Raw genomic sequence first — 12050 nt, forward strand, 5'->3', positions numbered from 1 at the left:
GACCGTCCAACGCGCACAAACGAACGGTTTCGGCGGTATGCCCCAATTCCACTCCACCAAAACCGAATTCGGCTGACCGCTTCATTCCTTTCGGGACCTTGGGACTCAGGTATCTGTGACCTGACGTGGCAGACTCTTCCGAGTCGAGGTGCACCAGCCTCGAAACAGTGCCGAGAATGCGAGGGGTCCGATGCGCAATATCTACCGGTCATTGATGCGCAATGTCGGCCATACACAATGGTTCTCGGATCTCGGCAAGGATCTGGTTCCGCTCGATCGAGCAGTGCAGAGAGTGTCGGGAGGCAAGCTCTCGCTGGTCGGAGAGAACACCGTGACTCAGCTACTGCTCACCACGACGGGCCGTAAGACCGGCCGTTCTCGAACCACGCCACTCCTGTACGCACCCGACGGCGATGCGTTTGTCGTCGTCGGTTCGAACTGGGGGCAGGATACGCATCCAGCATGGACACTCAATTTGATGGCAAACCCCACCGCGATCGTGACAGTGAAGGGCGTCGAAATACCGGTCGGTGCGAGTCTGGCGGAGGGCGCCACGCGTAAGAAACTGTGGGAGCTCGCGACCACCACGTGGCCGCCGTACGAAACCTACGCCGATCGAGCATTCGGGCGCCAGATCCGCGTATTTCGACTCCAACCTGTCAAATAACTGCTGCCGGGCGCAGGATGGGAAGGACCACCCTGCCGATCTCAGGAGCATTCGCGAATGTCCACAGCACTGACTCACGCAGAAGACACACAGATCACAGCTTCCAACGGGCGGATCGCACTGGAGCCGAACCCCCGCCGAATTCGAGCCTTCTTCGCTGGTCACGCCGTCGCAGACACCACTCGTTCGGTATACCTTTTCGAACGCGGCCGCCTGCCGATGTACTACATCCCCCTCGCGGACGTTCGTACCGAATTCCTCGTCCCGACGTCGACGACCACCCATTGCCCATGGAAAGGTGACGCCACCTACTGGACGATCGAGATCGGGGATCGCCGGGCCGAGGACGCCGTCTGGACCTACCCTGAACAGTTCGACGGTTCCCTGGATCTGAGTGAGTACGTCGCATTCTATTGGGATCGCATGGACGCCTGGTACGAGGAGGATCAACAGGTCTTTGTCCACGCCCGCGATCCATACGTACGTATCGACGCACTCCCCTCGTCCCGCCACGTCCAGGTTTTTGTCGGCGACGTACTGGTCGCCGAGACGAGACGACCCAGACTGCTCTTCGAAACCGGACTGCCCACGCGGTACTACATTCCGAGAATCGACGTTCACAGCGAGTACTTTGCGCCGTCCCCGACCACCACGGCCTGCCCCTACAAGGGCACTGCGTCGTATCTGTCGTTCACCGGCACAACCGAACTCGCTCCGATCGAGGATCTGGCGTGGTTCTATCCGTTCACTACCGCCGAAGCGTCCGGGATCGACGACCACGTGTCGTTCTATCCCGAACGCGTCGGCAAGATCCTGGTGGACGGTGCCGAAATCTGAAAGGTGCTGGAGCCGAGAAGGTGTGGGTGCCTACCCCACTGCAACAGGGGATTGCGGGATTCGCAGTTCAGCCGTCTCCAGTCGGCGATCATGCACCCACACCATCGCCGTTGCAACGGAGAAGACCAACCCGGCGATGCATACTCCGTTCCAGCCGTACGACTTCCACACCACTGACCCCACCGCCGAGCCCACGGCAGCACCGACGAAGTAGGTGGTCATGTACACGGAATTCACACGCGAACGCGCTTCGGGGACAAGGGCGTAGATCACGTTCTGGTTGCTGACGTGCACTCCCTGCAGCGCGAGGTCGGCAAGGACGATGGCAACGAGAAACCACACCACGTGGGTGGCACCGGCGACAAAGGGAAGCCACGACACCAAGAGAATCGCGATGGCGCCGCCGGTCGCCAGCTGACCCAATCCCCGATCGGCCAGTCTGCCCGCCACCGTCGCCATCAAAGCTCCCGCCACACCGAGTAGTCCGACCAAGCCGATTTGAGTGTCGCTGTAGCCGAATTCGCCGGACAGAAGAAAGGCCATCGTCGTGAAGACGGTGCTGACAGCAGCAAAAGCCAGTCCGCCCATGGCCGATCGGGTTCTCAGGCGCGGCAAGGTCGCAGCCAACTTCCCTACCGAAGCGAGCGTTGCGCGGTAGCTTGCCTTCGGGCGATCTGCGGAATCGGAAGGCAGAGATCGCCACAATGCCACGGCCATCACCACCATCAGCACCGCCGCAACCTTGTATACCGTCGACCAACCTCCCAGTCCGGAGAGGACGCCGGCAACGCTGCGCGCCAGCAGGATTCCGATCAGCAGTCCGCTCATGATCGTGCCGACCACCTGACCGGACCTCTCAGGTTCGGCCAGTGAGGCGGCAAACGGAATGAGCACCTGGGCGGCGACCGAAAAGACGCCAGCGACAGCGATTCCCACTGCCAGCGTGGCAAAGTTGGGCGCAAATCCGCTGACCGCTTGACCGGTCGCCGCCAGCAGCATGAGCCCTACCGTCAGCTTGCGTCGGTCCACCATGTCGCCCACCGGAACCAGAAGTATCAATCCGAGTGCATACGCGACCTGCGCGATGGTCACCGTCGCGGCCGCTGCGGAGGCCGACACATTCAGGTGATCTGCGATGGAATCGAGGAGTGGCTGGTTGAAATAGTTACCGCCCGCGCACAGGCCCGTCGCCGCAGCCATCAGCAGCACTATCGGTAGTCCGAGCCTCGGACGCGCGTCGCTTGAAATCATGTCGTCAAGCATGACCGCCTACACCGACGCGCGTCCAATAGATAGATATGCATGATCTATCTCCAGAAACGATAGATTGGTGTAATGGAACTACGTCACATCCGCTACGCCCTGGCAGTCGCGGAAGACAGACACTTCAGCCGAGCAGCGTCGCGGTTGCACGTTTCCCAGTCCGCCTTGAGTGCCCAGATCAGAGACCTCGAAAAGGAACTGGGAGTCGAATTGTTCAACCGGAACAGCCGAAACGTCGGCCTGACTGCTGCAGGCGAGGTTTTTGTCGCCCGCTCCCGCGAGGTACTCGGCGCCGTGTCGAGACTCGTCAGTGATGTCTCGGCACGGAGCAACGAGCAAGTGCGGTTGACGGTCGGCACCATCACCTCGGCGGGGCGCGTCGACGTCGGACGCGCCCTGGCAGATCTGACACGGCGCCACCCTGCAATCAACATCACCGCGCGACCGTACGGCAGTGAAGTAGTTATCGAGGGAGTCCGGTCCGGTGCAATCGACGTCGGCATTGTCGGATTGGCCGCAGGTCGCCTACCCAAGAGCTTTGCCGCCGCACCGCTGTGGAGTGAACCCACCGCAGCGTTCGTTGCTCCCGACCATCCCTTTGCCCAGGCTTCGTCGATCAGGCTCGAAGACCTACGCGATCACACTCTCGTGGACTTCGCCTCCGGCAGCGAGGCCCGTGTCCAAACCGACCAAGCCTTCGCCGAATCACAGGTCCCTCGGGGAAAAACACTTGAAGCCAACTCGGTAGACCTGATCTGTTCACTGACCGCCAACGGCCTGGGCGTAGGTTTGCTCCCCCAGTCCATGAGCGCCCTGCACCCCGAATTGGTCTGTATTCCGATCACCGATGCGCCGCATCGGATCGTCCACGCAATCACCGAACCCACCCATTCGTCGGCACTCGCCCGCGAGTTCGTCGAACTACTCGCAGCACAGTTCGCTACTTGAGCAGTTTCGACATTCGCCTGTCCGCCAACGGCTTACCGCCGGTCTGGCACGTCGCGCAGTATTGAAAAGAACGCTCCGCGAACGACACTTCGCGTACGACGTCACCGCACACCGGGCACGGAAGTCCGGTACGAGCATGCACTCGCATCCCCGAGCGTTTCTCACCTTTGAGCCGGGCCGCGTCCTGACCTTCCGAACGCTCGATCGCGTCGGCCAGCGTGGATCGCATCACGGCATACAGCGTCGAAATCTGATCCGGCGTCAGCCGCGACGAGGTCGCGAAAGGCGAGAGTTTCGCGGTGTGGAGGATCTCGTCCGAGTAGGCGTTCCCGATACCGGCGATCAACGACTGCTCGACTATCGAGTTCTTGATCCGCGCCGACGTTCCGCCCAGAATCTGTGCGAACTCGGCTTCGGTCACGGCCATCGCGTCCGGCCCCAACCGGGCGATGCCCGGAACCTCCTGCGGATCGTTCACGACCCAGACGGCGAGGCGTTTCTTGGTGCCGGCTTCGGTGAGATCGAATGCCGGCGTCAACCCTTCGGGTGTGAAGAAATGAACGCGCAGCGCCAACGGCCCCTTCCCCGGCTTCGGCGGCGTCGCCGATGGATTGTCCAGCCAGCGCATCCAGCCGGCACGGGAGAGATGCGTGACCAACCACAACCCGTCGCAATCCAGAGCCAGATGCTTCCCGAAGCGGGCGGCGCCCGTGACGTCACGCCCCTGCAGAGCAGTGATCGGCGGATCGAAGGTCTTGAGCACACTCAATGCAGCGATGTCGACGCGTCCCACCACTGCGCCGACCGCGTGCTGACGAAGGAACCCTGCCAGCGCTTCCACCTCGGGTAGTTCAGGCATGGCAACAGACTAACGCCGACCACGGACACTCACAGCGCGCTCAGTCCGTTTCCGTCTGCAGCACCACCGAATGCCCACCGCGTGCCTTCGCGGAGTACATCGCCCGATCCGCTCGCCGCAGCAGAGTCGGGTAGGCGACCAGCGCATCATCCGCTGATTCGAAAGGCCCTGCAATCTTCGCGATTCCGACGCTCATCGCCACCTCGGGATGATCGGGCGAGGTGATCGTCGAACGGAGTAGCTCATGTTCGAGTCGATGGAACGAGCGTTGATCGACCGAATCGACGATGACGAACTCGTCGCCGCCTATCCGTGCGATCAAGGCCGCCGGGCCGGCGCATTCGACCAGTCTCGATCCGACTTTTTCGATCACGGCGTCACCGACGGTATGTCCGTACTCGTCGTTGATGGCCTTGAATCGATTGATGTCGACGGCGGCGACTACCAAGAGCGCCGAGTGCGTGTACGACCGCTCCAGCAACAGTCGCACTTCGTCGGCCAGTCCCCTCCTGTTGAGCAGTCCGGTCAGTGGGTCCAATTGCGAGTTCAACGCGTCGGTGCCGAGGATGGAGAAAATGAACTGACAGGCAAAGGGAATCACGTAGATTGCCGCGCCGACCAGTACTACCAACGCGACCAGAACCGGAGCATCCACATCGTTTTCGACCACCGCCGTACGTGTCACGATGCCGATGACCACGACGAGTACCCACAACATGTGAAGGCTCTGTATTCGAGCATTGTGGAAGAACGCGATGTATCCGCCGATCACCGAGAACATCACGGCGTGTGCCAGTGCTGCAAGTGGATTGGAGTACAGCAGCATTGCGGCCGCTATTCCCACTTCCGAGTAGAGCACAAAGGCGTAAGACCAGGAACGGGAGAGATTGCGCCTCGTCGAGAGGGCGACGGCCATCATCACGGTTATGACCATGATGACTGCGTTCGCGGTGCGCGCGTGCGAAGTGGTCGGTCCCTGTGGACTGAAGCGAGTGAGGAACATGATCACGGTGACCAGCACCAACGAGCAGACGACGAGAAACCGCGAGGCGACGGTCAACCCTTTGTCCGCGAGATAGCGATTGAAGGTGTCGAATTGGTCCGGACGCCGATACCAATCGACAAGTTGAGAAGAGATCAGCCGGAACGCGGGACCCGAGAGCGGTCGTCGAGACGCCACGGCGTCCGAACGCTCAACACTCTCGGCAGATTCCATAGGGTCAGGGTAATCCAGTCAACTCCCCGCAATCAGACAATTTTCACTGTTTGCCGTCCCACATCACAACCTGATCGCCGCCGGCGGCCTTCGCGCGGTACATCGAGGCATCGGCTACTCGAAACAGTTCCGTCAACTCCTCGTCGGAAATAATCGACGACCATTCGGCAGAGGTGATCGCGACTCCGACGCTGGTGGTCACTACCGGATCACGATCGTCGATTCGCAAGTGCCTTCGCAGATTGTCTTCGAACGCAGGCGCTGCGCCGACGTCTATCGTGTCTACCAACACGAACTCGTCCCCACCGAATCTGGCGAAGAGCGCCTTCTCGCCGCCGCACCACCGCAGTCGATCAGCAATCTGGCGAAGTACGAGATCGCCTTCTTCGTGCCCCTGTGAGTCGTTGACGCTCTTGAACGAATCGACATCGACAATCGCGACGACATACGACGACTTGCTCGACGCATGCCCCGTCGCCCCCATTTCGACAACAGCTCGCTGCAGCCCGCGCCGATTCAGAAGCCCTGTCAACGGATCCACGTCCGAACTGTCCGCGTCGGAGCCGAGAAGTGAGAGGACGAACTGGCAGGCGAACGGGATGACCACGATCCCGGTGGCGATGATCAGACACAGTGCGGTGGCCAACGCAGGATCCGCGTAGACCGCAACCTTTCGGCCGACCACTGCCAGAACCACGATGGACAGCGCGATGTGAACCGCCTGGAGTCTCGCGTTGTGAAAGTACGCGATGTAACCACCGATCAGTACGAAGAGCACACACTGGATCAACCCGATGAAAGGGTCGTTGTTCAAGAACACACCGACGAATACGCCGACCTCGCAGTAGGCGACAAAGAAGTACGACCACCGACGCGTGATTTCGGGCAGAAGGCAGAAGAGCACGATCACCGCAATCGTGACGGCGATGATAACGGCGTTGACGACGCTGGTGACGTGGTTGTGCACGCCCGCGTCGCTGAAGCGCAGCAGAGTCATCGCAATGATGACCGTCGTCAGCGAGCCGATGACCAGCAATCGGACAGCTAGCTCCTGGCCCTTCGTGGCGAGGTATCGATTGAAACTGTCGAATTGATCAGGACGCCGATACCACTGAACCAGAAGGTCGAAAGCCGACTTCACAGCTGATTTTTCACGGCCACGCGGCGCGGGCAGAATCGACTGCAGTCGGTCCTGCCCGAACGATGTCATGCGCAGATCATAGGTGCGCAGACCGTCGTTCGGGATCAAGAGTGCAGGATCAAGGCGGCAAATTCGGGGTCGGTTGTCAGCGCCGAACGAGGTACGTATCCATGATCCAACCGTGCTTCTCACGCAACTCCGCCCGGCAAGCGACGATCCGATCTTCGACGTCACGCAGTTTGCCGGAAATCAACTCCTCGTCCGGGGTCCCGAGGTACGCGCCCCACCAGATCTCGGCGTCGTTTTCGCTTACCTGAGTGAAGGTGCAATGCGCGTCGAGCATCACGACGGCATTGTCCACGCCGTCGGGCAATCCCTCGGCCAGTTTGCGGCCGGTCGTGATGTGGATGGGTTCGCCGATTCGGTTCAGGACGATCCGGTGTTGTGCAGCCAGCGACTGCACGCTGGTGATTCCCGGGATGACGGAGTAGTCGAACGAAACTCTCCCGCGAGCGAGCACGCGCTCGACGATCCGCAGAGTGCTGTCGTAGAGGGAAGGGTCACCCCAGACGAGAATCGCGCCGACGCCAGGTTCGGCCGCGAATTCCGCTTCGAATTTCGCGGCCCGACGCTCGTGCCAGTCCTCGACGACGCCCTCGTAGTCGGTCGGGGTTCGGTCCCGCGGCGGGTCCGTGATCTCGACCACCTTGTAGTCGAGGTGAACGTGCTCGTCGAGGATGCCGGTGCGCAAGTCGACCAGGGCCTGCTTCTCGTCACCCTTTCCGATGATGAAGAAGGTATCGGCCCTGTTCATAGCCTTGATCGCCTGAACCGTCACCTGGTCGGGATCACCAGCACCGATACCGATCACCAAGAGTTCGCGCATGTGCCGAGGCTATATTGCCGTGCGCCCTTATTAACCGCCGGAGGTTAATAAAGGCGCACAGCAGGGCAGGCCCTAGACTGATTCCCGTGACTGTCTCCACTGCTTACGAAGACCTCCTCCGGCTCGTCATGGAGACGGGTACCGCCAAATCCGATCGAACCGGAACCGGCACCCGCAGCATCTTCGGTCACCAGATGCGTTTCGATCTTGCCGACGGCTTTCCGCTCGTCACCACCAAGAAGGTCCACCTCAAGTCGATAGTCAACGAACTCCTGTGGTTCCTGCGCGGCGACTCCAACGTGGCGTGGCTGCACGAGCACGGCGTCTCCATCTGGGACGAGTGGGCCGACGAGAACGGTGAACTCGGCCCCGTCTACGGCGTCCAGTGGCGTAGCTGGCCCACCCCTTCGGGCGAGCACATCGACCAGATCGCGCAGACCGTCGAGACTCTGCGCTCCAACCCCGATTCGCGGCGGATCATCGTTTCGGCGTGGAACGTCGCCGACATTCCGCAGATGGCCCTGGCGCCGTGCCACGCTTTCTTCCAGTTCTACGTCGCCGACGGCAAGCTCTCCTGCCAGCTGTACCAGCGCAGCGCCGACATGTTCCTCGGCGTTCCGTTCAACATCGCCAGCTACGCGCTGCTCACCCACATGATGGCCCAGCAGGCCGGACTCGACGTCGGCGAGTTCGTCTGGACCGGCGGCGACTGCCACATCTACGACAATCACGTCGACCAGGTGACCGAGCAGCTCGGCCGCGAACCGCTGCCGTTGCCGACCCTGAAGCTGAACAAGCGCGACTCCATCTTCGACTACACCTTCGAGGACGTGGAGATCGTCGACTACCAGCACCACCCCGCGATCAAAGCCCCGGTAGCGGTCTGACGATGACCGATCGCACAGTCACCCTCATCTGGGCGCAGGCCCTCGGCGGCGTCATCGGCGCCGACAACTCGATCCCGTGGCGCGTGCCCGAGGACATGGCTTACTTCAAGCGCGTCACCATGGGCCATCCGGTAATCATGGGGCGGCGCACCTGGGACTCCATTCCATCGAAGTTCCGTCCGTTCAGCGGGCGTCGGAACATCGTCGTCACACGCGATCCGCAATGGCACGCCGAAGGCGCCGAGGTAGTCCACAGGCTGGACGACGCCCTGGCGTTGCCGGACGGTGACGTCTTCGTCGTCGGCGGCGGGCAAATTTATTCGGCTGCACTGCCATTCGCAACGCATCTACTGGTGACCGAGATCGACCTCGACATCGCCGGTGATGCTTTTGCTCCCGAGATCGGCCCCGAATGGAACCTGAAATCCGACGAGCCCTGGCAGACCTCGGAGAAGAGCGGCCTGCGCTTCCGCTGGTTGGAGTACACGCGCTGACCGACTTCCGCCGATAACGAGGCACCTCGCGAGTGAGTCGGTCATACTCCAAGAAGGACATTCACCGCTTCCGAGAGGTCTTCGATGGACAAGAAGTCACTGACCGCTCTCGCTCGCCAACAGTTGAAACTGGCGGGCTCGGCGACCAGCGGTCGCAGTTCACAAACCGTCTACGGTGGCCACCAGCGCAGCCTGCGACAAACGGTGATCGCGCTGAGCGCCGGCAAGAGCCTCGCCGAACACGACAGTCCGGGCGAAGCCACATTGTTGGTCCTGAGCGGGAAGCTGAATCTTGTATGTGGGAGCGACCAGTGGAAAGGATCCACGGGTGATTTCCTGACCGTCCCGGCCGACCGGCACAGCGTCGAAGCGCTCGAAGACGTTGCATTTCTACTGACCGTCGCCATGAAGGGCTGAAATCGGTAGCGTCTTCCGCGTGAGCGAAACCGTGATCGAAGTGTCCGTCGTCGCAGCCCCGTCCGTACTCTGGCCCGCGCTGCGCGACCCGTCGCTGATTCGACGTTGGTTCGGCTGGGAGTACGACGGACTCGACGACGAAATCACCCAGATCTACTCCACCGCTGAGGCCGACCCCGAAGCGTTGACGCTGAAACTCGGAAACGGCGACCGTTTCTCACTTCGCGAACAGGACGGCAAGACGGTCGTCCGCATCGATCGGCCGGCCAAATCTGCCGACGACGACTGGTACGACGACATCACCGAGGGCTGGACGACATTCCTCCAGCTGCTCAGATTCGCAGTGGAGCACCACGGACTGGCCGAGCGTAGAACCATTTATCTCGACGGCCTTCTGCTCCCCGGTGAGAACGTGGCAAGCGTCCTCGGGTTCACCGAAATCGAATTGGAAGCGGGAAGTCGGTACGCGGTGACAATCGCTCCCGGCGACTATTTCGAAGGCGTAGTCGACTACGTCACCGACCACCAATTCGGGTTGACAGTCGAGGATCTCGGCCCTGGCCTGCTGTCTGTCGCCACCCAGTCGGTGACGGCGCAGCGGCCCGACGGAGGCATGTCCATCCTGCTGACCACCTACGACCTGAGCGATGACGAGTTCGACGAGATCAAGCATCACTGGTCGTCGTGGTGGGAAGGTCGCCGCCAGGAGAGCTGACGTTCGGTGAGGCGATATGCTTCGACCATGGTCGAAGCTTCGGGTCACAGTCCGGCACGTACGTTCGGCGAGTTGCTCGACCGCCTGGGCGATTCCAATGCCGACATACCGACACTCCACCGCCTGCTCGAGGCGGTCCTGGTGGTCGGCTCCGGCCTGGACCTCGACCTGACGCTTCAACGGATCATCACCTCTGCGACAACGGTTCTGGATTGCCGCTACGGCGCCCTGGGGGTCGCGGCGCCGGGGGGCGGGCTCTCGGAATTCGTGTACGAGGGAATCTCCGGGTCCCAACGCGCGACCATGGGACATTTCCCCGAAGGTCATGGCGTGCTGGGTGTTCTGATGAATCACCCGCAGACTTTGCGTGTGGCCCATCTCGGCGACCATCCCGAATCGGTGGGATTCCCCGCAAATCATCCACCGATGGAGAGCTTCCTCGGAGCGCCGATCATGATGCGGGGAAAGGTGTTCGGAAGCATCTACCTGACCGAGAAACGGGGACAGGCCGAGTTCACCCAGGAAGACGAGGTCATTCTCGAAGCCCTCGCCATCGCAGCCGGTATCGCTGTGGAAAACGCCCGACTGTTCGAGCAGTCACGAACTCGTGAAAGATGGCTCACCGCAACATCTGCCATCCGCTCGCGGTTGCTGGCCGGTGACTCGCTCGAGGACGGCCTGCAACTTCTTGCCAGTCGCGTTCGGGACCTGACCGGCGTCGACGACGTGATCGTGGTGATCTGCGAGAACGGCTACGCACAGGTTCACGCCGCGGCCAGCGCCCGGACCACGTCACGTGGAGTCAGAATCCCGGCGACCACTTATCCGTTCGACGTGGTGCGGAGCACTCGAAAGCTACAGGTACTCACCACTTTAGGCGCACTCACCGAACTGGTGCCGTCGGCTGGGAGTGCGGTCGTGGCACCGATGTGCGTCGCCTCGGGTGTAGTCGGCGCGGTCATCGTGGCGTCGAATTCCACCAACACACACTGGGATCACGACGAACTGACCCGGATCGAGTCGATGGCCGAACTCGGCTCCGTTGCAATCGAGTTCGACGAGAAACAAAAGGCGCAACGCCTGTTGTCCGTTCTCGCCGACCGCGACCGCATCGCACGAGACCTGCACGACAACGTCATCCAGCGACTGTTCGCGAGCGGAATGAGCCTGCAGAGCACGCTTCCGGACGAGACCCTCCCGGAGTCGGCGCGCGCGATTGTCAAACGATCTCTCGAACAGCTCGACAAGACAGTCCGCGAGATTCGGACAACCATCTTCGATCTGCAGACTCCGACGGCCACCGATTCGTCGAGCCTGCGCCGACGCCTCCTCGATGTCATCGGCGACGCCACCGCACAGTCCGCGGTGACCCCGAGCGTCCAATTCTCCGGCGCCATCGACACTCTGGTGAATCCCGGGATCCACCAGCACGCCGAAGCCGTGCTGCGTGAGGGGTTGAGCAACGTCCTTCGGCATGCACACGCACGCCACATCACCATCGCTGTCACCGCGGACGTCGAATTTGCGATCACGATCGAGGACGACGGCGTCGGACTCCCCTCCGACTTCCACAAGAGTGGACTGCACAATCTGGAGCGCCGCGCCGAACATTGCGGCGGTACGTGCACGATCGTCAATCACGATCCGAGCGGTGCACGCCTGCTCTGGCGAGTACCGCTCGGTCGAACCAACTCGAATCGACCGAAATCCGGTCGTTAGA

General features: G+C 61.5%; 13 protein-coding genes. 8 read left to right on the forward strand and 5 right to left on the reverse strand.

The genetic code is table 11. The features are described 5' to 3' along the window. Positions 1-190: 190 nt before the first annotated feature. Complete coding sequence (locus tag ATN37_RS03040; RefSeq protein ID WP_003946395.1) at positions 191-667, forward strand: nitroreductase/quinone reductase family protein; 477 nt, start codon at positions 191-193, stop codon at positions 665-667. 57 nt (positions 668-724) lie between these two features. After that, the gene (locus tag ATN37_RS03045; protein ID WP_042449057.1) at positions 725-1504 is read left to right on the forward strand and encodes a DUF427 domain-containing protein; all 780 of its coding nucleotides are present in this window, start codon (positions 725-727) and stop codon (positions 1502-1504) included. Positions 1505-1534: 30 nt separating this feature from the next. On the opposite strand, the gene ATN37_RS03050 is transcribed toward ATN37_RS03045, so the two are convergent. Next, entirely contained in the window at positions 1535-2767 is a 1233-nt protein-coding gene (locus ATN37_RS03050; RefSeq protein WP_030534893.1) for an MFS transporter, read from the reverse strand. Positions 2768-2839: 72 nt separating this feature from the next. Here ATN37_RS03050 and ATN37_RS03055 point away from each other — a divergent pair, with 72 nt between their 5' ends. After that, positions 2840-3715 (forward strand): LysR family transcriptional regulator, encoded by an 876-nt coding sequence (locus tag ATN37_RS03055; protein ID WP_007727651.1) that lies wholly within the window; start codon positions 2840-2842, stop codon positions 3713-3715. Here the strand turns inward: ATN37_RS03055 and ATN37_RS03060 are convergent. The 4 genes from ATN37_RS03060 to cobF form a co-directional block, all read right to left on the reverse strand. Then, on the reverse strand, positions 3708-4574 hold the full coding sequence (locus ATN37_RS03060; RefSeq protein WP_007727653.1) for an Fpg/Nei family DNA glycosylase: 867 nt from the start codon (positions 4572-4574) through the stop codon (positions 3708-3710). The genes ATN37_RS03055 and ATN37_RS03060 overlap by 8 nt on opposite strands. Before the next feature lie 40 nt (positions 4575-4614). Next, complete coding sequence (locus ATN37_RS03065; RefSeq protein ID WP_063315942.1) at positions 4615-5790, reverse strand: diguanylate cyclase; 1176 nt, start codon at positions 5788-5790, stop codon at positions 4615-4617. Between the two features lie 43 nt (positions 5791-5833). Continuing rightward, positions 5834-7000 carry a GGDEF domain-containing protein gene (locus ATN37_RS03070; RefSeq protein WP_256933114.1) on the reverse strand — a complete coding sequence of 389 codons (1167 nt, stop codon included), beginning with the start codon at positions 6998-7000 and terminating at the stop codon, positions 5834-5836. A gap of 76 nt (positions 7001-7076) precedes the next feature. Further along, positions 7077-7817 carry a precorrin-6A synthase (deacetylating) gene (gene cobF, locus ATN37_RS03075; protein ID WP_047272582.1) on the reverse strand — a complete coding sequence of 247 codons (741 nt, stop codon included), beginning with the start codon at positions 7815-7817 and terminating at the stop codon, positions 7077-7079. A gap of 86 nt (positions 7818-7903) precedes the next feature. Between cobF and ATN37_RS03080 the strand changes: the two genes are divergently transcribed. The 5 genes from ATN37_RS03080 to ATN37_RS03100 all read left to right on the forward strand — a co-directional run bounded on the left by ATN37_RS03080 (position 7904) and on the right by ATN37_RS03100 (position 12049). After that, positions 7904-8704, forward strand: coding sequence for a thymidylate synthase (locus tag ATN37_RS03080; protein ID WP_007727661.1), 801 nt, complete (start codon positions 7904-7906; stop codon positions 8702-8704). Positions 8705-8706: 2 nt separating this feature from the next. Then, positions 8707-9198, forward strand: a complete 492-nt coding sequence (locus tag ATN37_RS03085) for a dihydrofolate reductase (protein ID WP_050655569.1) — start codon at positions 8707-8709, stop codon at positions 9196-9198. An 84-nt stretch (positions 9199-9282) separates the two neighbouring features. Further along, positions 9283-9615, forward strand: a complete 333-nt coding sequence (locus tag ATN37_RS03090) for a cupin domain-containing protein (protein WP_003946336.1) — start codon at positions 9283-9285, stop codon at positions 9613-9615. Between the two features lie 19 nt (positions 9616-9634). Further along, on the forward strand, positions 9635-10330 hold the full coding sequence (locus tag ATN37_RS03095; protein ID WP_218694731.1) for a hypothetical protein: 696 nt from the start codon (positions 9635-9637) through the stop codon (positions 10328-10330). Between the two features lie 27 nt (positions 10331-10357). Continuing rightward, positions 10358-12049: a GAF domain-containing protein gene (locus ATN37_RS03100; protein WP_042921348.1), complete on the forward strand. Its 1692-nt coding sequence runs from the start codon at positions 10358-10360 to the stop codon at positions 12047-12049. Position 12050: the final 1 nt, after the last annotated feature.

It is taken from the genome of Rhodococcus sp. MH15, from assembly GCF_019266045.1.
GTDB classification, from domain to species: Bacteria; Actinomycetota; Actinomycetes; order Mycobacteriales; family Mycobacteriaceae; genus Rhodococcus_F; species Rhodococcus_F qingshengii.